General features: G+C 52.2%; 22 protein-coding genes. 15 read left to right on the top strand and 7 right to left on the bottom strand.

Annotated features, from left to right (window positions below):
• Positions 1-47 precede the first annotated feature (47 nt).
• From LEPIL_RS02545 to LEPIL_RS02525, 5 genes are read left to right on the top strand one after another with little or no spacing between them, the layout of a single operon-like run.
• Positions 48-782, top strand: a complete 735-nt coding sequence (locus LEPIL_RS02545) for a hypothetical protein (protein ID WP_143464809.1) — start codon at positions 48-50, stop codon at positions 780-782.
• On the top strand, positions 737-1090 hold the full coding sequence (locus LEPIL_RS02540) for a DUF8156 family protein (protein WP_002769647.1): 354 nt from the start codon (positions 737-739) through the stop codon (positions 1088-1090). Before LEPIL_RS02545 ends, LEPIL_RS02540 begins: the two co-directional genes overlap by 46 nt.
• Positions 1087-3444: a DNA polymerase domain-containing protein gene (locus LEPIL_RS02535; protein ID WP_002769645.1), complete on the top strand. Its 2358-nt coding sequence runs from the start codon at positions 1087-1089 to the stop codon at positions 3442-3444. Before LEPIL_RS02540 ends, LEPIL_RS02535 begins: the two co-directional genes overlap by 4 nt.
• 42 nt (positions 3445-3486) lie before the next feature.
• On the top strand, positions 3487-3738 hold the full coding sequence (locus LEPIL_RS02530; protein ID WP_002769643.1) for a biotin/lipoyl-containing protein: 252 nt from the start codon (positions 3487-3489) through the stop codon (positions 3736-3738).
• Positions 3735-4301, top strand: coding sequence for a GDSL-type esterase/lipase family protein (locus LEPIL_RS02525; RefSeq protein WP_002769641.1), 567 nt, complete (start codon positions 3735-3737; stop codon positions 4299-4301). The genes LEPIL_RS02530 and LEPIL_RS02525 overlap by 4 nt, the downstream gene beginning before the upstream one ends.
• On the opposite strand, the gene LEPIL_RS02520 is transcribed toward LEPIL_RS02525, so the two are convergent.
• Complete coding sequence (locus LEPIL_RS02520; protein WP_002769639.1) at positions 4282-5091, bottom strand: PP2C family protein-serine/threonine phosphatase; 810 nt, start codon at positions 5089-5091, stop codon at positions 4282-4284. The two genes, LEPIL_RS02525 and LEPIL_RS02520, sit on opposite strands and share 20 nt — an antisense overlap.
• Positions 5092-5275: 184 nt before the next feature.
• On the opposite strand from LEPIL_RS02520, the gene LEPIL_RS02515 reads away from it, so the two are divergent.
• From LEPIL_RS02515 to LEPIL_RS02495, 5 genes are all read left to right on the top strand, one after another.
• The gene (locus LEPIL_RS02515) at positions 5276-6865 is read left to right on the top strand and encodes a methyl-accepting chemotaxis protein (RefSeq protein ID WP_002769637.1); all 1590 of its coding nucleotides are present in this window, start codon (positions 5276-5278) and stop codon (positions 6863-6865) included.
• Positions 6866-7047: 182 nt separating this feature from the next.
• Entirely contained in the window at positions 7048-7533 is a 486-nt protein-coding gene (locus LEPIL_RS02510; protein ID WP_002769635.1) for a hypothetical protein, read from the top strand.
• Positions 7534-7689: 156 nt separating this feature from the next.
• On the top strand, positions 7690-8628 hold the full coding sequence (locus LEPIL_RS02505; protein ID WP_002769633.1) for a helix-turn-helix transcriptional regulator: 939 nt from the start codon (positions 7690-7692) through the stop codon (positions 8626-8628).
• Between the two features lie 139 nt (positions 8629-8767).
• Entirely contained in the window at positions 8768-8998 is a 231-nt protein-coding gene (locus tag LEPIL_RS23290; protein ID WP_002769632.1) for a hypothetical protein, read from the top strand.
• Between the two features lie 181 nt (positions 8999-9179).
• On the top strand, positions 9180-9878 hold the full coding sequence (locus LEPIL_RS02495; protein ID WP_157135011.1) for a DUF4846 domain-containing protein: 699 nt from the start codon (positions 9180-9182) through the stop codon (positions 9876-9878).
• Here the strand turns inward: LEPIL_RS02495 and LEPIL_RS02490 are convergent.
• Together LEPIL_RS02490 and LEPIL_RS21490 are read right to left on the bottom strand one after the other, a co-directional pair.
• Positions 9869-10792, bottom strand: a complete 924-nt coding sequence (locus tag LEPIL_RS02490; protein ID WP_143464808.1) for a hypothetical protein — start codon at positions 10790-10792, stop codon at positions 9869-9871. The genes LEPIL_RS02495 and LEPIL_RS02490 overlap by 10 nt on opposite strands.
• 106 nt (positions 10793-10898) lie before the next feature.
• Positions 10899-13133 carry a putative bifunctional diguanylate cyclase/phosphodiesterase gene (locus tag LEPIL_RS21490; protein WP_002769626.1) on the bottom strand — a complete coding sequence of 745 codons (2235 nt, stop codon included), beginning with the start codon at positions 13131-13133 and terminating at the stop codon, positions 10899-10901.
• A gap of 37 nt (positions 13134-13170) precedes the next feature.
• On the opposite strand from LEPIL_RS21490, the gene fliG reads away from it, so the two are divergent.
• The gene (gene fliG / locus LEPIL_RS02480; protein WP_002769624.1) at positions 13171-14313 is read left to right on the top strand and encodes a flagellar motor switch protein FliG; all 1143 of its coding nucleotides are present in this window, start codon (positions 13171-13173) and stop codon (positions 14311-14313) included.
• Here the strand turns inward: fliG and LEPIL_RS02475 are convergent.
• The 4 genes from LEPIL_RS02475 to LEPIL_RS02460 form a co-directional block, all read right to left on the bottom strand.
• Positions 14243-15550, bottom strand: coding sequence for a transposase (locus LEPIL_RS02475; protein WP_002769622.1), 1308 nt, complete (start codon positions 15548-15550; stop codon positions 14243-14245). The genes fliG and LEPIL_RS02475 overlap by 71 nt on opposite strands.
• A gap of 244 nt (positions 15551-15794) precedes the next feature.
• The gene (locus tag LEPIL_RS02470; protein WP_002769620.1) at positions 15795-17111 is read right to left on the bottom strand and encodes a hypothetical protein; all 1317 of its coding nucleotides are present in this window, start codon (positions 17109-17111) and stop codon (positions 15795-15797) included.
• 86 nt (positions 17112-17197) lie between these two features.
• Complete coding sequence (locus LEPIL_RS02465) at positions 17198-18064, bottom strand: IS3 family transposase (protein WP_002769618.1); 867 nt, start codon at positions 18062-18064, stop codon at positions 17198-17200.
• The gene (locus tag LEPIL_RS02460) at positions 18061-18342 is read right to left on the bottom strand and encodes a transposase (protein WP_002769616.1); all 282 of its coding nucleotides are present in this window, start codon (positions 18340-18342) and stop codon (positions 18061-18063) included. Before LEPIL_RS02460 ends, LEPIL_RS02465 begins: the two co-directional genes overlap by 4 nt.
• A 656-nt stretch (positions 18343-18998) precedes the next feature.
• Between LEPIL_RS02460 and LEPIL_RS23285 the strand changes: the two genes are divergently transcribed.
• The 4 genes from LEPIL_RS23285 (at position 18999) to LEPIL_RS02440 (ending at position 22861) form a co-directional block, all read left to right on the top strand.
• Entirely contained in the window at positions 18999-19415 is a 417-nt protein-coding gene (locus tag LEPIL_RS23285) for a hypothetical protein (protein ID WP_002769607.1), read from the top strand.
• A gap of 166 nt (positions 19416-19581) precedes the next feature.
• Positions 19582-20124 (top strand): MORN repeat-containing protein, encoded by a 543-nt coding sequence (locus LEPIL_RS02450; RefSeq protein WP_143464813.1) that lies wholly within the window; start codon positions 19582-19584, stop codon positions 20122-20124.
• Between the two features lie 72 nt (positions 20125-20196).
• Positions 20197-20484 carry a hypothetical protein gene (locus LEPIL_RS23280; protein WP_002769603.1) on the top strand — a complete coding sequence of 96 codons (288 nt, stop codon included), beginning with the start codon at positions 20197-20199 and terminating at the stop codon, positions 20482-20484.
• 424 nt (positions 20485-20908) lie between these two features.
• Positions 20909-22861: a hypothetical protein gene (locus LEPIL_RS02440; protein WP_002769602.1), complete on the top strand. Its 1953-nt coding sequence runs from the start codon at positions 20909-20911 to the stop codon at positions 22859-22861.
• Positions 22862-22869: the final 8 nt, after the last annotated feature.

Genomic DNA, 22869 nt, shown 5'->3' with positions numbered 1-22869 from the left:
GTCGTAAATTTGCTTGTCTTTTGATAAGTATTCAGATGATTGTGCTTATGCCTCCGGCTTCATCCCGTTCTGCGCTGCCTTCTGCTCTCGACCCGTCGCCTTCAGAGGCAAGGCTTTCAGAATCGTGGCTCTCAGAATCACGACGCTCAGGGCTGTGGCTCCCGAAGTCATGGCCTCCAGAAGGGGTCGCCCTTCTTTCGGGGGAGAGCTTTCCCACAGACGTCTCTCATCTGTGGATTGCAGACCTTGCTCTGCGAGACATGCCTGTGCTGGTCATTGATTGCGCCATCCGACTTGATGTGTTTCGCCTGGTGGATGAGGCCTTGCGTCGGGACGTGAATCCAGATGTGCTGCTTGCGGCGATCCTGGTGCAGAGGGTGTTTACCCCGTATCATATACTCGAAGCCATCGCCAGGGCTGAGAAAGAACGGCGTCCTTTAACGGTTCTGCTTGCTCCGATGAAGCAGTTCTTTGATGGCGACGTCGGCGAAGAGGAGGGGCTCTTTTTGTTGAGGCGCATGGTCGCTCGATTGCGCTCCACCGCCTCCCCTTTTCTTATCGTGGAGAGGGAGCATTACTCTCATCCTTCTTTCAAGGCGATCTTTCCCGAGCTTGAAGCGCTTGCCGCTTCTGTGTGGAGGGTGACCGGTCGCTCTTCTTCACGTGTAACATCCGACATCATGCGCCCGCGTCTGAAGCAAACAGAGAAAGACGCGGCATTCGACAGGAGGGCTTTATGGGACGCACCGTCGCCGCCTACTCATGGCAGCTTGAGAAGGTAAGGGATCGATTCCGCAAGTTCCGCGCCTCTCTGCGAAGAGAAGATCAGCATCTTTTCGATGATCTGATGCTTTATGCGAAGTTGCATGTACAGGCCGGCGTCATGGCGGCCTTTCCGAATCCCTCTGATCCGGTTATGCTTTCGATTCTTATAGAGCAGCAGCGCCAGCTCAGCAGAATGAAGCGAGAGCTACAGAGGCTGAAAGACTCTCTGAAAAGCTCTGAGGGAAATCCGCCGGGAAGCTCTGAGGTAAGCGCCGAAGGGAACTCTGTAGAGGCAAGCAGTCCGGAAGATGTTACCGATGTATGATAACCATAGAAGGACATCTGTTTGATCTTCAGAACAGAGAAGACGTCATGCTGCTCTGGATGCGAGATGATACCGGTCGCACGCATCTGATCTGCGATCGTTTTCAGCCGTCCATCTACGTGCATGGCGATGCCGCCGTGATTGACAGACTGACCCGCAGGCTTCAGGTTCTCGGCGTACTCGCCTGTTCGCCCGAGCGAACGGAACGCATACACTTCTACACGGGTCATGTTATGCCCGTAGTGTGTTATACGTTTGCAAAACCTTCTTTTCTCAGAACGGTTCACCGTAAACTCTATGCCTTTTTCGAGCGTATCGAGATCTATCATAGCGACGTTGAATTGCCGACGCTCTATCTGCTTCATCGCCGCTGGATTCCCATGGCTCGCCTGAGACTGCAGTGCGAATGGAATGAGCAAGAACAGCGACTCGATCTGCTTGACGGAAGCATGCTTGAAGATGCCGCCGCGATCGAGTATCCGGTGGTGCCGCTTCGCACGGCCTATCTGTCTCTGGCCGCCAGTCATCGATTCGGTCTTCGCGGCAACGCTCTGCTGCTTGAATCGGGCGCCGAGCAGATCGAGGTGCCTACGGATAACCCGGTGCGCATGATCCATCGTTTCAACGACTTCTTTTATCGTAACGACCCCGACGTCATCCTTTCGGAATACGGAGATCGTACCATATTTCCTGCTCTTTTCAAACATGCAAAAGAACAGAAGATCCCTTTGCAGGCCGATCGCATCACCGCAGGCGAGATGGCACTGAACCGCAAGATTATCACAGAAGGGCGCAGCTATTTCACCTACGGCAGCATGATCTTTCGTGCGCCGTCTTATCCGTTACAGGGGCGGTGGCATATCGACCGCCACAACTCTTTCGTGCATCGCGAGAGCGGGCTTGAGGGAGTGATTCAGCTCTCGCGCCTGTCCTGTATTCCCGTGCAGAGGATGGCGCGCTCCTCCACGGGGGCGGCCATGACGATGATTCAAACCGCCGTCGCTCTGAAGCAGAACTATCTCGTCCCCTGGCAGAAAAGTCACAGCGAAGAGCCGCGAAGCGCCCTTGAACTGATTACATCCGATAAAGGAGGTCTCGTCTATGAGCCCGACATACGCGAAACAAACGTTCGAGAGAACGTCATTCAGATCGATTTCAGCCAGATGTATCCGACGATTATGGTCCACCATAACCTCTCTCCTGAGACGGTTCTCTGCTCCTGCTGCGCGCCGTCCTATGCGGATTGCGATCGTGTACCCGAGGCGCATTTTCCCGTATGCCGTCGTCGCAAGGGGATCGTCCCGCTATCACTTGCGCCGATACTGGAACTCCGACGTTACCTGAAGCATCAGAAGAAGCATGCGCCGACGGCAGAAGAGCGGGAACGTGCCCATCAGAGACAGGATGCCTTGAAGTGGTTGCTTGTAACCTGCTTCGGCTATCTCGGTTATCGCAATGCCAAGTTCGGGCGGCTCGAAAGCCATGAAGCCGTCACCGCCTTCGGAAGACAGAAGCTGCTTCGCGCCAAACGCATCTCTGAACAGAGAGGATACAGAGTGCTGCATGCTATTACCGATTGCCTCTTCTTGCAGAAAGAGTCACCGTTTGATGATCCAACGGTTCATCCCGTAGCAGGCCCTACCGGTCACGGGCAGCAGCTGCAGGAGCTCTGTGATGCGATTACTGCGGCGACATCGGTGGAGATGTCTCTGGAAGGAGAGTACTCCTGGATCGTCTTTTTATCTTCACGTCAGGACGAGCGTCTTCCTGTCGCCAACCGTTACTTCGGGCGTTTCACCGACGGCACAATGAAGATGCGCGGCATTCAGGTCCGGCGCCGCGACACTCCGGACTTCTTGCGGCATGTGCAGCAGCAGATGCTCGATGTGATGGCGACGGCTGAAACGATCGCCGATCTCAGGGCGCTTCATCCGACGATGGATGAACTCTATCGTATATGGAAAGAGCGTCTTTATAACAGTGAAATCCCCTGGAGAGATCTGCTTCTGCGTCGTACGGTGAGTCGCTCTGTGGACGAATACACCGTCGATGGGGCGAGCTCTCTTTCTCTGGAACAGCTTGCCGAGATGGGCATCGAGCTGCAGCCAGGAGAAAAGGTGCGATATCTGATTCTTTCGAAGAAGTCAAGGGATCGACGCCGTCGTTATCTGACCGAAGAGAAGGCGGCGCTTGAAGAACAGGAAGGGCGCAGACCCGGTTACGACTGTCATGCCTATGGCGAATCGCTTCGCGAGGCCTTCCGGGAGCTGTGGGAGCATTTCGCACCGGCGGGTTACTTCGACGAACTCAAGGACGGCCAGCAGAGGCTCTTTTTACGAAAGAGAAGGGATTGATCTCATTCCAGTCGGCAGGAACCTGGTGTGAAGGAGCGCATGATGAGCAAGAAAAGAATTCCGCTGATGGTTCCCGATATCGGCGATGCAGAGCGTATCGAGGTGGTCGGCTGGAACGTTCAACCGGGGCAGTCCGTCTCTGAGAACGACGAACTCTGCGAGCTTGTGACCGATAAAGCGGCCTTTCCTCTTGAGTGTCCTCATACAGGTCAGATCGTCGAGATAACGCAGCCGCGCGGAAGCACGGTTAAGGTCGGCGATCAGCTGGCCATCCTTGAAGTCGAAGAGGCATGAAATCCGCCGTCCTTTTTCTCGGTGACAGTCTGACATACGGGTATCTCGTTCCACCGACCGATTCGATTCCGGCGCGCATCGAGCGGCTTCTGCGAGGACACGGAGTTCGGACGATGGTGATCAACGGTGGTGTGCCGGGCGATACGGTGGAGATGGCGGCCCGTCGGCTTCCTTATTACTTCGAGAAGTTTCCGGGCATATCGACCGTCGTGGTATTTCTCGGCGCCAACGATTTTCTTCTGCAAGAGGATCCAGCCGCAGTCGAACAGGATTATCAAAATCTGATCCAAGACCTGCGCGGCCGCAACGTTCGCATTCGCATCGTCGCCTTCGGCCCGCTGCCCGGTTTTTCAGCAAGCTACCAGGAGAGATTCGCCGCCATCTTTCCGAGGATGGCCGAACTTGCTGGCAGCGAGCTCATTCCGTTTCCGATGATCGACATCGTCGGTCGCCCACAGTACAATCTTGCGGACGGCCTGCATCCGAATAGCGAAGGCTACAGACTGATGACGGATCGCTTGTGGCCTGCATTGAAAGACGATCTTATAGAACCGGCTCGGTAATTATCAGGCTGATATTGTCGCTCCCTCCTCGTTCCAGAGCTGTGCTCAGAAGCCATCCGGCGAAGTCGGCCAGGCTCTGCCCGTTCTCGTTCATGCGCTGAAGGTGTTCTCTCATTTCGTCGTCCGCGAAGTTCTCCCACAGTCCGTCGCTGCAGAGCAGAAAGGAAAATTCGGCGGCATATTGGGCGGGGATCTTTTTTACAAGCGTAGCAGGCGTGTTGCCGTCGGCGACTAAACTTCTCGTGAGGCGGTTCTTTAAAGGATGCCGGTTGCGCATCTGTTCGGGGATCTCACCTTTTTCAATGAGAGCCTGCACCTGCGTATCATCACGGGTCAGCCGCCTGAAATCGGGCAGAGAATAGATGCGCGAGTCCCCGACGTGCACAAGGAAGAGCGCTGCCTCCGTAAAGCACAGGGCCGATAGAGTCGTTCCCATACTGCGCGAAACGTCGCCGGCCGCAGCTCTTCGACGCAGCTGATTCATCACGAAGCCGGGTACGCCGCGAATACCGGCCTCATCGTAAAGCCGGTTTGACGGTTGACCGAGGGCCTGCACGGCGACGGCGCTTGCTATTTCACCGCTCCCATGTCCGCCGAGTCCATCGGCGATGGCGAGCCAGTTTCCCGACAGAAGTTTGATTTCACCGGTCGTAACGCTATCCGCCTGTCCGTCCGTTATTACTGTGTCGCCAATGCGAATAGAGTCCTCGTTTTTCTCGCGAACGAGCCCCTTATGCGAGGCGTAGTGAACTCTAATACGCACCGCCTTTTCTGCCGAAGTCCCTTTCATATCGTTTTTATACAACGCCGAATGCACAGGTTTGACAATGAAAAAGCTGCTTCATCGGCACCTTGCAGAAGAGATTTCGCGGGCACGATCTTGTGAAATCGCCTGCGTTTTTCGCGGCGTCAACGTCTGTTATGAGAGACAGCGTGGCAGGCAAATCGTAATCCGGTCGCATAAAGAGGACTTCATGCAGAAAAACACTTCTCTCGCTCTGTCGACGCAGACACGAGCTCTTCTTACGATCAACTATATCAGATTTGCACTGGTCGTATTCTTCTATTCGTCGCTGGCCTCGGCCTATACGATCATGCATCCGGTGGTTTTCGGGAACCATCTTTTCGGAACGACGGTCATTCTGATCATGGCTTTGATCTTTCACCACTATCGTTTTAAATGGACGGAGGGGCGTCTGCTCAGCGTGGCAAAATTCTTCACGCTGTTTGAGATCAGCATTACCGGCGTTTTGCTCATTCTTGATGCTATCATCGTTCCCGAATCAGGAAGTCCCAACCTGAATAATCAGGTCTTCTATGCCCTGTTTTTCTTTTACATTATCATGTCGGCTCTGATCAACGATAGATTCTTTACGATCGTCGTCGGTTTAACCGCTCTTGTTATCTATGGAGCCTTCTCTGCGGTCGTTCTTACGGCGCCCGGTATCGTTTTTGTGGATGACATGAATCAGATTTATTCCGGCCGAAACCACAACCTCATACTCGAAGTATTGAAACTTGCCTTTCTTTTCGCGACGGCCTTCATCGTAAGAGCCGTCATCGGATTCAGCCGATCTCTGCTCGAAGATGTGAATCGTTCGGGCGATGAATCGAGATCCCTGAATGGCCGGCTGCTTGAGAGCGCCGGAGTTCTCAGAGAGAACCTGGATTCTCTGAAGCAGGGACTCGATTCGACGCGAACGTTTGTAGGCGGCGTTTCGCAGAAGTCGCAGGAGCAGGCAGGATCGATCGAAGAGATCGGTTCAACGATGGAAGAGCTCAAGGCTTCGGCGGAGCTCACCTACAGTAACATGCAGGAGCAGTTTCAGGTCATCGAGTCGATGAACCGGCGAAGTGAGGAGCTATCTAAGCTGCTGGAAAAGATGCTGCATGATAACGAGCATTTCTACGGTAAGGTGCAAGAGGCCGGAACGACGAATCAGGCGGTTACGGTCGTTCTGAAATCTGCGACCGAGCTTTTTGCCGAGCTACAGCAATCCTTTGTGCGACTGGGTGAGATCAACGAGGTGATCAGTTCTATTTCTGATCAAACGAATCTGCTTGCGCTCAACGCTTCTATTGAAGCGGCGCGAGCCGGCGATCACGGTCGCGGATTTGCCGTCGTCGCTTCGGAGGTCGGACGACTTGCCGAGTTCAGTCAGGAAAATGCCAAGAACATTCAGAAGATTATTAAAGGTAGCCGTTCTATGATCGAGCAGGGATCGGGATTCTTTGCCGATCTGAACCGCGCCTTCGAAACGCAGAGCGGCGTTTTGAGCGAGGTCGTCGTAAACCTTGAGCATCTGACCGGAAGCCATCATCAGAATCTGCACACGCTCAAGGAATTCGTTCGATCTCTCGAACGCATCTACCACATCTCAACCGATGTGCAGAACGCCGGTCGAGAGCAGCGCACCGGTCAAGGAGAGATCATGAAAAGCATCCAGTATCTGGAACAGCATGCGCTCGATCTTTCTGCGCGGTCTCAGGAGCTTATGGAAAACTTCAACCGAATCAATGTCGCCTTTGAGCGACTGCACAGGCTTTCAGAAGAAATGAAGTAAAAGGCAACGAATTAAAAGACAGCTTAATTAAAGGCACCGAACGCGGGGATCGGTATTTTTCAGCGTCGTTGCGTGAATTTGATTCATTTGTTCGGATGGCAGCCGGCTGCGAGTGCCGACTGCGGGCTACGGTTACTCGGAAAATGGATCGACTGCCAGGCCGCAGTCGATTAAACGACAGCATGACCGAACTGGACATCCGCATGGAGGTGGGCAATCCCACCGATGATACAATGGAGCTTGAGGGTGAGGAACCCACCGAGGTCCGCCTGTGGCCACTGCACTTTTACCGCAATGATGAGGCCGAACCTCTGCTTTCCGTAGAGGTGGCCATCGAACAGGAAGAAGATGAAGACGGCTTTTTTCCTGCCTATACGATTGCCGCTCTCGAAGATGAGTTCGAGGAGCGCCTTGCGGCGGTGCTGACGCTGAGCGAGGTCGATGCAGCCGGTGAAGAAGTTCCCGACTGGATCGATGAAGAAGACCTGAAAGTCATCCAGGAGCTCAGCGACGAAGAGCAGGAGCTTTACGGAATGGTAGCCGACCTGCTTGATTACGCCCAGGCCGCTCTTGAAGAGCAGTCGATCGAGCCCGGTACCGTCGTACGCCATTCTGAGCTGCTTGAAGAAATGGAAGGCGACGAGGATGAGGACGAAGACGAGGCTTGAGATAGCTCACCTTTTCTTAGCCTGAATCTTTATCAGAGCACGTGAAGGCCCGGGAAACCGGGCCTTTGCTGTGTCTATTACCCGTTTTTCTAACAGCCTGCTAATCGGGCCCGAAATAAGACGTGTTCTGTCGTATTTGTCTGCTACAGTGGCGGCATGCGTTCAGAGAGGTTGTTGCGTCTGCTCATGATCTTGCAGGCTGCCGGTCGAATCTCGGTCAAGCAGCTTTCCCGACGCCTTGAGGTCTCTGCGCGCACCGTGCAGCGTGATCTTGAGGCACTCTGTCTGGCCGGCATCCCGCTTTACGCGGAGCGCGGGCAGGGAGGCGGATGGCAGCTTTCTGAAGGGTATCGCACAAGCCTGACAGGCATGAATCGCAGAGAGCTGCTATCGTTGCTTCTCGGTGGGGAGGCTATTGCCGGCGACCTGAGCCTTGAAGGCAGTCTGCAGAGCGCCCGCGAGAAGCTCTTTGCCTCTGTACCGGCTCCCTACAGGCAGGCCCTTCATGAATTTCAGGAGCGTATGCATGTCGACGGAGCGGGCTGGTTTTCGTCGGGTGAAGAGCTTTCGTTTCTTGCTCCGTTGCAGGAGGCCGTTTTTTCGGGCAAGCAGATCCTCTCCCGTTATGGCTCGTCAGAGGAGCGCATCCTGCATCCGCTTGGCCTTGTCATTAAAGGCCGCATCTGGTATATCGTTGCCGTGCACGAAACGCAGGTGCGCAGCTATCGAGCCTCCCGTTTCACGGACGTTCGACTTCTGTTTGATGATGTGCAGAGGCCGGCAGGCTTTGACCTGGCATCTTACTGGCAGGCTTCACTGACGGATTTCAAGAAGAGGCTTCCTGAGTTTCATGCATGCATCCGACTTCCGCGCTTGTTGCTGCAAGAGCTGCGTCGTCGGCCTTATGTTCACCTGCTGACAGAGGATGACGGATCAGGGAGTTCACATCTGCAAGTCGATGTTCGATTCGATACCCTGCAAGTTGCTGCCGAGATGGTTCTTCAGTATGCGCCTGAGATCGAGGTTGTTTCGCCCGAATCTCTCAAGAGAGAAGTGAAGCGCAGAATGGAGGCATGGCTTTCACAGTATTCCTGAACCGGAGGGGGCAGAAACGTCTGCGCTTTTTAATAATCCAGATAAAATGAAGAAAAAAAGTTTTGCAAAGATCATTCCATAATGAGAGACTGTGAACAACGACGGTTCTTAATCGTCTATCTTGAACGAGGAGAAATTGATGAAACGAACACTGCTTTTACTACCGATGCTCTTCTTCGCCGTATCGACGCTTATGGCCGATCCGAAGCCGAAAGAACGCACACCGGCTCAGCAGGCCGTATATGGCGTCTGTGTGAAGCGTTGCACCGACGAACATAAGTCCTGTGAAAACGGAGCCAGCGCCCTTAAAAAGGCCGCCTGCGCCAACAACCTCAGAGTCTGCAAGAACGACTGTGAGAAGAAACACTGATCTGCATCCCCCGGGCTTTCTCCGGGGGATCATCATTTGCTTACGCTCCCTGTCTCCATGCTTCTTCTCTCTTCTCATCGTTTTCTCTTCTTTTACGCTATCTGACGATCTTCTCTCTGCGCCCCGCTATGCCTGGCTGACATCGACATCTCACGAGACGGTCGCCGATATCAGGCCGCCTGTGAAGGCACGCCGCATCGACGTTGCTCGTGGATCGTTTGCCGAATGGCTCCGGTATCTTCCGCTCAAAAAGCCGGGAGTGCCCGTCATGCTTTTCAACGGAGAACAGAAACAAAACCAGGACGCTCACTTTCGCGTCGTCGATATGCCCGTCGGTCGTCGCGATCTGCAGCAATGCGCCGATGCGTTGATCAGGCTCAGGTCGGAGTATCTTTTTTCGCGAGGTGAGTTCTCGCGCATCCGGTTCTCTTTCACATCGGGTGATATCATTCCCTTTGAGAGATGGCGCAACGGAGAACGGCCCGTCGTAAAGGGGAACCGCGTCCTCTGGAGAAGCGGTGCGTCAAGGGCAGCAGGGCATGATGCCCTTACGGGTTATCTGACGACGCTTTTTATGTATGCCGGCTCGATTTCATTGCAGCGCGATACGGTCAGTATCGCCGGCTCCGTTCAACCGGGACAGATCTTGATTCAGGCCGGATCTCCAGGTCATGCCGTTATCGTCCTTGATGTAGCCGTCGATGATGCAGGTCGCCGGTTTTATCTTCTGGGGCAGAGCTATATGCCGGCTCAGGAGTTTCATGTTTTAATGAATCCGCAGTCTGCCGACCTATCGCCCTGGTACGAAGAGGGATCGGCAATCATTGTTACGCCGGAGTGGACGTTCCGGCGTAACGATCGAAGGGCCTTTCAGGGTTGATTCACGACATCTGAAAGAGCCTTTGTGTTCAGACTGTTAAATACTTTCTGTAGATACTGGATGTCTTCGATGTCGCTCTCGTCTTTATCCTGTGCGTAGTGGATAAGAAGAAGCCGCAGCTCGGCCGGCGATTGCATACGAGAGAAATACTGCGGCTGCACGCGATAGAGGAATTGCCCTTCATCACAATCGCCGTCTCCCGCCGAAGAAAAGAGCGAATCCGTAAGACAGGCCGGTTGCTTTCTTTCCGTTGCCGAAAGGGAATCCAGCTCATGTGAGGCGGCGTCTCGCTGGCTTCGTAGATCTGCGGCTCCGCTCTGTTCAAAAAGAAGACGATCCCACGAGGCGATCAAGGCGTTCAGATACTCTCCTCGGGTAACCTTTTCGAGCAGATTAACGCCTTTACGCTGAATCAATATGCTGCGATGGAAGATCTGAACGCCGTCTTTATCGGAATGCAGCGGCGGCAACACATGTACGCTCGATCGTTGAATGATGATCGGTTTTCCGTCGGGCCCGGTCAGCTCGTCGCCAAGTAGAAGCCTCGGATCGTTCCAGCGAAAGGTGATCGCATAACCCATGACCTCGCCGCATTTGCCGTCATGGAAGTCTGTCGGTACCTGCAAATCAAGAGTCGGTTGTTGTGAGGCATTGATAAACGGCGGAGTATAGGCCGACAGATGCATACAGAGAGCAGAAGGAGGATTCGCCACATCTCTGTGACTGCTGAGAATGGCGATCACTCTCTGCATGTCGGCGTGCAGTCGCTTGATCTGCTTTGCATTCAATCCCTGTATATTCTCTCGTAAAATGATGTTTGTGTTGAATCGCTGCGAGGCGGCGCTGAGAGCGGTGACGCAGAGCGCCAGTGTGATGAGAGAGAGGCTCAGGCGCGAAATTCGTCTTTGTATCATGTGATGAAGAACAGGCCAGGTCGGGCTCGCTTTCATTTTTTTGACGGTTTTTCAATGATTTGATCAACGAGCACGGAAAAAAATGAACGAAAAGGATGCATCATCGTCAGCGGCGCATGATAGCGGGCGCCGGTACGGGCGCTCCGAAATGAAAGCCCTGGCCGAAGTCGCATTCCATCTTTCTTAATGCCCGAGCCGTATCTTCGTTTTCGACGCCCTCTGCGATGACGGCAAGGCCGAGACCGTGTGCAAGCTGGATCGTCGACGATACAAGGATCTGATGCTTCTCTTTCTTGATCATCTCGCGAATAAAGCTGAGGTCGATCTTCAACGCCTGAACGGGCAGGTCAGTCAGATACGAAAGCGAAGAATAGCCCGTTCCAAAGTCGTCGATCGAAAGCGTGATGCCGGCCTGATTGAGTCGTGATACGGACTGCAGTGCTCGTTGTGGATCATGCATGAAGGCGCTTTCGGTGATCTCAAGCTCGAGCTGCGCCGGATTGATGTTATACTCTTCGATGGCCTGAATGACTCTCTCTGGAAACATCTCGTCGACGAGATTGCGAGCCGAAACGTTCACGGCCAGAGTCGGTTTGAACTGTGGCGCCCATGAGCGCATCTGCTCGAGCGTAACGTCGATTACGGTTTCGGTTAACAATCCGATATGGTTTCCCGTTTCGGCAAGAGGTATCAGCTCTGCCGGCGAAATGGAACCGAGCCTGGGGTGCGTCCATCGAGTGAGAACTTCATATCCGTCGATGTCGTGGTTTATAAGATCGACTTTGGGCTGGAAATGCAGCTCGAAGGCTTTCTCGCGGACCATGCGTCCGAGATCAGAAAGAAGCATGAGACGTCGCGGATTGTGAAGATCGAGAATGCTTGCATAGACGGCGATGCCCGTACCCGACCTCTTGGCGGCATACATGGCCACATCGGCGCAACGGAATAGTGCCTCGAAATCCGACCCATGATTCGGCGAATACGAGGCGCCGATGCTGCATTGCATCTCAAGCGTGACGCCGTCTGTGCGAAGGGCTCGGTTGATGGCGTCGCTGAACGACTGCGCTATGTCGCGAACCATGCTCTCGCCGTCCGGATCGGGAATAAGCAGCGTGAATTCGTCGCCGCCCGTCCGACAGGTGAGAAAGGGAGCAGGGAAACTCTCGCGAATGCGATGCGCAAGCCCCTGTAAAAGAGCATCGCCAAAAGGATGGCCGAGCGTATCGTTGATCTCTTTGAAACGATCGAGGTCGGCAAGAAGTATGGCGCAGCGTCTGCCTTCTACGAGAATACTCTCGGTCGTCTGTTGCAGCAGCTTGCGGTTACCAAGGCCTGTCAGAGCGTCATGATAGGCGAGATGTTCGAGAAGCTCGAGGTTTTTACGCTCGTTTGTAATGTCACGCATCACGATGGAGCGCACGGCGCTATCGGGGTTCTTGATGATCGAAGAGCGCGCCTCGACAAGCAGGGTCGATCCATCCCTTCTTTTGCATAAAAGCTCGGCGCTTTTGCGACTGTCGGAGTTGAGCAGGGATCTGAGGCGATCTCGATGCTCGGCGCTCACCAGGCCTTCTATCGTCACATCGTCGTCGGCGTTATGCCCGAAAAGCTCGGTGAAGGCCCGATTCGCTTCGAGGATGCGTCCGTCCTGAGAGAGCACGACCGCCTCAAAGGAGGCGTCAGATAGGCGATGGAAGCGCTCCTCGCTGCGACGCAGGCTGCTCAAGAAACGTTCAAGGCGACGGTTTCGCGTCGATATGGCGGCCAGAGAGCGATCGTAGATGCGACGCAGAAGAAAGATAAGGATGGAGCCGGCGACAAGGGCGATGATGCCGTCGAGCGTGAACTCGACGGTGGAGCGTCGTAAATCCGACCAGTTATGCAAAGACGAGAGATAGAAGACCAGCCCGAGGAGCGTGAGTGAATACACGACTCCGAAAACAAGGGGCAGCCGTTTTGATCCGAAAAGGCCGGCCAGCGCCAGGCCGGCCGCCATCATACCCGTTTGCGTGAAGCCGTGCAGCGGATAGGCGCCTGTTGCATCGAGATAGGTAAGATAGAGGATAACGGCAAAGATAACGCCATTGATAATATTGCCGGCGAGTTGCGGCCGGCCGTTATGAAGAAGCCACAGACACAGGAAAGAAGATGCGATCGCTGAGACGATAAGCGCATTGACCGTCGGCAGCGGTTTTAACAGCAGATTCAGGGCAAGGATAAAGGCCGTGCTGATAAGAATGAGAGCGTTCAGAAAAATAAACAGAGCCCTGGCGCGCTCCCTGCCGGCTGCGCTGAGCTGCCGCAAATAGGCGGGACTTTCGGGGAATAGTTGTCGGCTCATACGCATCCGTTCTATACTGATAAGGACGAAAATAGAAATGTTTTTCGTCGGTTTTTTTATGTTCCTTAACCGGAATCCTACCGATTTTGAGAAGGACCGAAAAAGGGTTGCCTGGCCCCTTGCGGTAAAGCTTCTGTCAGGAAGATCGGAGATCACAGTGTCTGTACTGCAATCGAAAAAGCAACAGTATACCGGACGCCAGAAGGCGGCCATCTTCCTGATTACGCTCGGCCCCGAGGTGGCGTCGGAAATCTTCAAGCATCTGCGTGAAGACGAGATTGAAAGCCTCACCTTTGAGATGGCCAAGCTCGACAAGGTCACGCCCGAAGACAAAGAAGCCATCCTGATTGAGTTCAACGAACTCATGATGGCCCAGGAGTTCATCACGACGGGCGGTCTGGATTACGCCCGCGAAGTTCTCGAAAAGGCCCTTGGAACGCAGAAGGCCATCGACATCATCAACCGCCTGACATCCAGTTTACAGGTGCGTCCGTTTGACTTCATTCGCCGCACGGACCCGCAGCATCTGTTAAACTTTATTCAGGGGGAGCATCCGCAGACCATAGCGCTCATTCTCTGCTATCTCGACGCCACCAAGTCGAGCCAGATCCTCGCCTCGCTGCCGCATAACTATCAGGCCGACGTCGCTCGCCGCATCGCGACGATGGAGCGCGTTTCGCCCGACGTCTTACGTGAAGTGGAGCGAGTTCTCGAACGTAAACTGTCCACACTTGCCTCTGAGGATTATACATCGGCCGGCGGCGTCGATGCCGTCGTCGAGATCCTCAATAACGTCGACCGCGGAACGGAAAAGACGATCATCGAAGCTCTCGAAGAGGAAGACCCCGAACTGGCCGAAGAGATCAAGAAGAAGATGTTCGTCTTCGAAGACATCGTGCTGCTTGACGACCGCGCCATCCAGCGAGTGCTTCGCGAGGTCGATAACCAGGAACTGGCCAAGGCGCTTAAGTCGGTCGACCAGGACGTGCAGGATAAGATCTTTCGCAACATGTCAAAGCGCGCCGCCTCCCTTTTACGTGAAGATATGGAGTTCATGGGCCCCGTGCGCTTGAAAGACGTCGAGGACTGCCAGCAGAAGATCGTGAACATCATTCGCAAGCTCGAAGAGGCCGGCGAGATCGTCGTCGCTCGCGGCGGCGAAGAAGACGTTCTCGTCTGATTCCACCACCATTATCAGCACAATCGAATATTCCCCTTCGTGGTAAATCACTGCGCTTGATGTGTTCGGCTATCTTATCGAGGCCGAAATATTTAAGGTTCCTCAAGAATTCCCACTCCATAAGATAGTGGTTGGAGTGCTCTGGCCTGAAATATCTGTAGCCCCTCATCGCGATCTTTAGAGAGCCGTTGATGCCTTCTGATACCTGGTTATGCACTCCATTCTGGCACCAGCGATCCCTTGCCATCTTATAGCGCTTATCTTTAGATTTCTTGGAGTGATTCACCATGCGATGGTTAGGATACACTCTATAGAGCCATTGATAACCCTCGTCGGTGAATATCGCTGCATTTCTGGGTATGGCCTTTCTGATGATAGGCCCGACAGTGTTTGCTGTTAGATCAGAGATAGAGTCGATCTGCACCCAGCCTTTTTCCGTTCCCATGACATGAGCGAGCGTTCCTACCTGCCTTCCACCTAACTTATCAGAGAGATAGATACTTGCAGTGAGTCCTTTGTTCTTGTGGTGTTTTCTGCCCTTATTTGCCCTTAAAGAGGCCGAAAACAGGGCCATTGTATCGGCGTGCACTACAGGCTTGCCGGCAACGGCTGGCCTTACATCCTCGCCGTCTGGTGGCAGTTTATAGGGCTGTGGAAAGGCTTCTGCTAACTCTTCTCGTATCAGGGACTGAAATGCAGGTCGCATATCATGGGCCATGAGTTGCAGTCTGCGCTTCATAAGAAGGGCAGTTTTCTCGTTTACTCCAAGCCGCCTTGTGATCTCTGCTGATGTAAGGACGGCAGGGTGGCGAACCATAGATTCGTAGATAAGCCATCCCATCATCCACTGCGGAATTCTGAGGTTTCTAAAAGGGGTGTGGGAGAGCCTTGAGGTCTGCCTGTGACATTCCTTGCAGCGGACCTTATCCAGGTGCCCTTTTACAGGTGTGAATGATGTAGAGCCGCACTTGCAAGGTTTAGAATATAGATTTTGTAGTATGAAATCGAAGACTTTGAAGGCGAACACTATATTGATAGGGCCGGGAAAGGCGGCGGCATTCTGAGCCGCAGGAGAGGGTGCGGCAGCCCTTTTGTGCTGATAATGGAGGAGGGGCATGCCCTTAAGGGCATAGTTTGCCGAATCATTGATTTCGGATAATTCCTGCATAGCGGAGCCTGAATCCTGTCGATTTTCTACATCGACGGGGGTTTTGTGAGGTGAATTCTGGGCCGTCATATAGTCTCCTTTTTTTGGGAAAGATTATACCACAGATTTGGAAAATGTCAAATTTAGGAAGTTTGTAGAGAATTGCAAACGGAGTCATAAGGGTTTGTGATAACTGACTGCCGGGCAGATTTGAGCTCGCATTCAACCGGCTTCTGTAGAGGGTAGAGGGTAGGGGTCGGATACGAGTTTTGGAATCAAGGAAAGTCGCTCAGCGGAGCGAATAATCTTTGAGTTTATTGAAGGCATGCTACAATTAGTCGAGACCGAAGTATTCCAAAACTAATTGCTTGTTTTTGAACGTGAGTATCATAATGGGTAATAGGATTCTCTTGATGTCGAGTGGCATTGTGGCGTTATCAATTTTGAACGTTTTGACACGCCGCCGACCTGTTCCCTTTATTTTGGGTGACTTTTGGCGCCGAGCGAATTCATCCTCAGTATAGAGGATGTATTCATGATCCAGGTGTTGGATGATAGGACCTGAGCCCGTCTGCAAGAGAACTATATGAATCATATTTGTTACATAATAGTTATCGAAATAAATAAAATCATTAAGAAGCTCTTCAAAAATAAGATCCGTATCCTTAATGCTGGCCCAAAAGGCATCAAGCTCTGCATTTCTTAGTTTGGTATTGAGCTTACCAGAGAACAGGCTAAGTGTTTCGAAAATCTTGCCATATTCGATAGCCTCCTTGAGGTAAATGCGCCGCTCAATCCCGGGGAAACAACTGATATTGTCGGGTCGAAGAGAAAGCTTGAATTTGTATTTTGAATGCAAATCGCGTAAAAATGAATAAAGTTCAGTACTAGCTAAAGTTACATCGACCGAAACAACTGCTGCGTGATCGAGTATACGAGGGAAAGATTCCAATAGCTCACGATCATCAACTATCTCTAGCAACCCGTACTTCGCGAATTGCTCTTCCTCGGCGAGATCGTGACCTATGGTTTTAAAAAGATTGTAGGTTGGGCTAGTCTTCGGGGGGAACTCAAAAAGTGGATGGGAGACACGCGAATACATGATGACGATTTCAGAGCAAAGCACTCCTATTTCGAATTGAAAAGTGTCGATCAATTCACTCCTTTCAACATGAATGTCTTGTAAAGATCGCACGCTAAAGTACGTGGTGACCCAGTTACAGTAGAATGAGACTGTTTCTGCCTCAGTGAATGGAACAATGGATTGAAACAGAGAGCATCGAGTCTCACGTGGTTCTGATAGAATCTTCTGCAGCAAATCCTCAGGTAGGGAAAGCTCAAATTGATCCCTCAGCAACGGCGTTAACTTCTCACGCAATTCTTCCTCTGGTAGGTGATTGATAAGAGAGGTAGTCAAAGATTCGGCACGCTTAACTTTGTCTTCTCTTGCATATGCGTGTAGACGAGCACGAAACTCGGGTGAATCTGAAAAAAGTTCTCTTATCTCTTCAAGTAACTCTATTCGCAACTTATTTGGGAATTGAAGATCCGTAATAATTTTTTCCTCATAGTTCAGAAGCGTTTTTTCTCCTTCAGACGTTATGAGCTCGAGTACGAGTTGTTCTATTTTGTCCTGGAAATTTCGGTACATCTCTTTTCAGCGACCAGCTTCACTGTCAGTAGTGATTTGCAACGGACATATCAAATTGTGATCTTCCCCCCATATTCCGGAGGGAATCATGCAATTTGCTGTGCATAGGCTGTCGGACTTAAATACCCGAGAGCAGAATGCCTCCTTTTACGGTTGTAGAATACTTCGATATAGTCAAACAGAATTCTTCGTAGGTCTTCAAAATTTGGAATAAACCCGATTCTGTATAAACATTCAGTCTTCAAGGTATGAAAGAACGATTCCTGAACAGCATTGTCCCAGCAGTTCCCTTTGCGACTCATGCTCTGGCTTATCTTCTTACCTTTCAATACATCGCGATAGTCTTTCGATGCATATTGTACCCCGCGATCTGAATGTATAATCAGGCCATTGATATTATTCCTCCTTCGATTCAAGGCCTGCTTTAAAGCGGCAACGATTGATTCTGCTCGCATATTGTCAGAAAGCTCCCAACCGACGATTTCACGATTTCCAAGATCCATGAAGGTCGTCAGGTAAGCGAATCCTTCGGTTGTTTCGATATAGGTGATATCAGTTACCCAGATTCGATCAAGTTCACCGGGTTCAAAGTTCCGCTGAACAAGATCGGGCGAAACCGGCAATTCATGGTTGGAATCCGTCGTGTTTACACGAAAAACCCTCGGATTTATTGCAGAAATGCCGTTTTCTCTCATCAGCCGTTCCACCCTTTTTCGGTTAACCTTTATCCCAATCCCCTTGAGTTCCGGAGTCACGCGAGGGCTGCCATAGGTGCCAAACATTTCATCAGCGATCACTCTGATTGCCTCCACGATTCGAGCATCTTCTGTTGAGCGCTGTGAAGGAGGTCGAATCTGTGATTCATAGAAGCCGCTCTCCGATACATCAAGCACACGGCACATCTTCCTTACCGAAAACTCGGAGCGATTCTCCTGTATCCAGGCAAATTTCATTTTCGGGGTTTCAAGAAGATGGCAACGGACTTTTTTAGAATATCGCGCTCCTCCTGTAACTCCATGACTTCCTTTTTTAAACGATTAACTTCCTCTTGCAGGTTTTGCTGCTGAGGACCACCCGGCTCTGATAGATACAGCGCTTTCCATGCTCTCAAGGAATTGACTGAGATCCCAAGATCGTCTGCCACCTCTTTGCTGGTTTTGCCGCCGCGAATCCACCGATCCACCGCCATTCTGCGAAAGCTATCATCGTAATGCTGGCCTCTTTTGCCCATAAACTACCCCTTTTCATTTTACTGTCTCCTGTCCAGGAAAAGGGGGGAAGATCAATGCAGGCTTTGACATAACGCCGCTTGAGAAATTTGTTACAGCTTACAGGAAGACAGATCCGTCACAGTCGAATACTGCGGCATCACAGCCATCGGACAACCAGACCGCTCCAGAAGCCCTTGACTATTTTAATCAGCTAAAGGAAAATTGGAATCGAGCGACATCAAGACTTAGTGAAAATATCAGGCAGAATCTGGGCCTATCTGGCAAACAGCCGGCCTATCAAGCGCCCGTACCACCGCAGCCGGGGCAGCCAATGCGGCCATTCAGTGCATCTGAAGAGTTAGACTTCTGGAATAGCACGAGAGAAACAAACGATCTATGGAAGAAGGAAGGTGTCTGGATCGGTGAGCGCATGGTACGAAGCGCCGAGAAAAAAGTGTATGGCAATTACTACCACCATTATCAGGGTAACGGAAGTAAACACTTTCAACCTGATGGTAAGTATGATAATTTCACTTTTAACCCTGCAGCCATGGGAATCGGTCTGGATTGTTCGGAATGGATATCGTATCTTCATACATAGGCGTTTGGAACAGACCCGAATACTAAGTATGTGGATACGTTGACGCATATTCAATGGCCTGCCTCTCGTTTTGACATGGCTGGCATGAATAAGGATCCATGGGCCAAAGCACAGTGGGATGTAGGTAAAGAACGAAACGGATATACCGGTCCGCTGAATATCCTCTATAACAGGCATTTTTACAAACCTACTGACGAAATCAGGCGAGGTACTATTATAGTTTCTTCTTCTGAGCTGGCCAATGGTGTATCAAGGCGGCCGAACGGCGTAGTAAATTGGAACGGAAAACCCTTTGCCGGCCATGTTGTTCAGGTTGTTGACTACAAGAGGGGCGAATATATAACTGTAACAGAAAGCCTTGGAGACGATCGATCTACTGGTCCGTCAATTAACAAGTACTACAAAAACCAAAAGGGAATAGGTGGCTTCTACTATGCGCAGTATACAGATAAGAGAAAATCAAAATATGTCGATCCAATCGAACCTCGATGATCGACAGCGCCTGGTCAGCAAGGGTGCTGTCACATGCCTGAGTTTTGTCACCTCCATATTTTTATGCTTAATGGTTATGATGTGCAGTGATCCTTCGACCAAAGGAGAATACCGCCCATATTGCAAGGGTGATTGTAAGAATGGTCGAGGGACCCAGTATACTTTTGTGTTCGATCAGGAGTATCCTGTTGATTATGATGGTATCTTTGAAAACGGATATCTGAAAGGTGATGCGACAATTACTTGGGGAAATGGTGTCGTCTATAAGGGAAATGTACGATGGAACTATCGCGAGGGGAATGGCATTCGTACCGCCCCAGGTCAAACGGTTTTGAATGGAAGATGGCTGGATAATCATATCGTCTGCCTGCAAGGAGATTGCAGCGAGGATAGTGGTGAAATTGTTTATATTGATATTGATGCTATTTCCATGTTTGTGCCAGCACCGGATCAGCAAAACAATCCCTATTTTATCCAATGGGCAAATTGGGATCGATACATCGGTCATTTTCTAGCGGGTAAGCTGTATGGTTGTGGCGCCGTCGTTCGCGAGGGAAAAGTGGACTGGGGCCTATGGAACGATAATCGTCTTGTCAAGAACAGGGCTGATGAGTGCCGGGAAGATCTGAAAGAAGTAATAGCAAACGACACTGGAGAAAGGTTTATTCGTTGTTATCCGTCTGAGGGCTGTATCGATGAAAAACAGTAGCGGCGGACCTTCTCTGTACGCTGGCCTGTTGAAATTCGAGAAAGCCGTCCGATTATTTTGAGAAGCTGTAAAATGCCCGTTGAGTTATCCTCACGAGGGAAAATCCGCAAGCTGTTCGAGGATTTGAGGTCAGTTAACGGCTTTCCTATGTTATCAGCAGATACCGCAGAACTCATTTCTGTTGATTTCCGGTCGGTTCGCTCTCGCCTGCTCGATTTTTTCACGGAAGAGCCGTTTATCGGGCATCTTTCCCGCCAGAATGTCATCGGGGGAAAGACCGTAGAGCTGACCGTGAGGCCGACTGTTAAATTCAGGCGCAGCCTTTTCGAGAATTCGGATCACGTCGTCATAAGAATATGACTTCTATGGGGAGAGGTGCCCTTACTTCATGGTATTGTTCCCGCCCTCGGGAGCGCTGTTGGAAAAGATCACTTCGGTCTGACCGATGATTCTTCTTCGGTGAAGCAAGGATCTCGGGTAACGCCAGTAAATTCTCCAGACGGATCCCGCGCCAGGGATCGCCGCGGCGAAGAGGGGACCCGCTTGCTGGCCTTTCTGTTGTTCCCTTTGCCTGCGTTTATAGCGAGGAGTTCCTCGCCGCAAGAGCCCGCCGGTTGGTGGCATTTCTATTTCCCTGAAGCATTTACGTTAACCGTGGCGCCCGGAACAAGAGGCCTCAAAACCCAGTGAAACCGCTCCCTCCCGAGAGCGGAGCAGGACGCGGAGCGCCCCGCCTTTCATAAATACGCGCCATAGCGGAGAAGAGGTTGCGGTTGAGCCTCAGATGGTCGTCTATGCCAACGCGAAGATCCTGGAGCAGTATCAGAAACTCATGTCAGATCTACTGGAGCAGATCGACCGTCAGAACCGTGCCATCGAGCAGCAGACCGAGATGGCTGCTCTTGGAGCGGGATTTGTCAGGTCGGGTAACGTCTATATCAAGCAGAGCAAGCTTGTTTCAAGCGCCGTCGGCATGGTAGAGGCGTATCAGTGGTTTGACGGCAGAGCAGCCTTTGACGGTTATCTCTCTTCTCTTGGCGGTGATTCCGGCGGAGCCCTGCTTCGCGATAAGAATGGCGGCATGATCAATAAGAGCCGCGACGAGATCATGGCCGATCTGCCGTCGTTCCTCGAAGCCGCCGACACGGTACAGGTAGAATCGTTCTTTGCCGTGCAGAAGCTTATTCTACAGCATGCCTTTGAGAAGATCATGGGCACCGGCACGGTATCGGAACGCAAGAACTCCCGTGATAAAGAGGTCATCGGCGAATTAGCATGGTGGATCGGCAAGCCTGCAGGCTCGAGCGAGAAGATCTCGTCCGGCCTTGACGAAGACGACGACCTGAAGGGCTATGCCGACGCGAAGGTGCAGGAGGCGATAGCATCGGCCATCAGCGAAGACAACGCCTCTGCCGCCCTCGACATTTTGAAGTATGTGAATGACCCCGGCTTCGGTGAATTAGGCGACGGCGGGAATCGCCCGAGCGGCATCTATCTGGGCTTTTATAACAAGCTCGATCTTGTGAACCGATATATAGACGGCAAAGACGCCGGCCGTATGGAACGCATGGCCGGATCGATTGATCCGCTTACGGCGACGGTGAATCAGTTTAACCCGGTGACGATTCTTGCCAATTCTATCCAGAACGTGCGAGTCGCCTCTGAGGTTTACGGTAAGGATGCCGGTTATATGTGGGAGGCGCAGTTGCTACAGGCCTCTGTGATGCCTCTACGGGTTGGCGGGTCGCTGCTTGTAGCGGCGGGTACAGCAGCGCAGTTTGTTCCGGGAGTGGGCACTGCAATCGGAGCGGCTATGATAGCGGTCGGTGCAACGATGAGCGCTGCCGGCAACTCGATCCACGTTGATCCGAAGACAGGCAAACGCAGCTATCAGATGACGGATCAGGGGGCGATGAATACGCTGGTCGACGTGGTAGGTGGAGCGACTGGCGGCGCTGTAGCCGGCAATGCCGTTGCCGCAGGGAATGCTGCCGCGGGTCAGGGAGCCGTTGCCGCTGCAAACGCAGCTGCAGCAGCAACGAAAGCAGGCAGCGCTTATGCGATGGCGACTATGACCGGCCTGAATCTCGTGAATTCTGGAATGGAATATGACAGCGATGGTCGTTATACAGGACACTGGAGCCTGGCAGGGGAGCGTGGGGATAACGCTCTTATAGGGACGGCCATAGCGTTTGCATCGGCAGGCACGGCAAGCGCTATGAAGTTGCAGCAAGGAACTCTGGCCAGCGACTTAACTCGCTCGATTTTTTCCACGGGAATGCATATGACGGTGCAGTATGGTAAGATGTATGCCGGTCAGGATAACAACTACGCTGCGATGGCGGAATCTGATTTCTCAGATCTGGGCAGCGTACTCGGAACGATGATGCAGTCGCAGTCCCGAGACTGGCAGAATGACCTGAGCGACTGGGCTGCGGATACAAATGACTTCAACCAGACTCAGCGTATGGTCGACCTGATGACGGGAGCCGGCGTATTTGGTCGTCGCGATGAGAATGGCAACCTCGTCTTTGACGCACCGGTGAAATCTGCTGACACTGCCTGGGGCAGATTCTGGGAAGGTGGCATGAGTACCCTTGGCGGATATGGTGCGCTGGCAGGCGTGATTGGCAGCGGCATCGGAGCGGCGTGGGATGGGCTGAAGTATGTCACGGGATTCTCGGAGGGTGGGTTCTGGGACGAGTCTGTCGAAAAACCTATCTCGTTAAGCGCGTGAGCTCCCGG

Source organism: Leptonema illini DSM 21528 (assembly GCF_000243335.1).
Taxonomy (GTDB): Bacteria; Spirochaetota; Leptospiria; order Leptospirales; family Leptonemataceae; genus Leptonema; species Leptonema illini.
The sequence above is the reverse complement of the archived record's forward strand: the minus strand, read 5'-3'. Positions and strand labels throughout refer to the sequence as shown.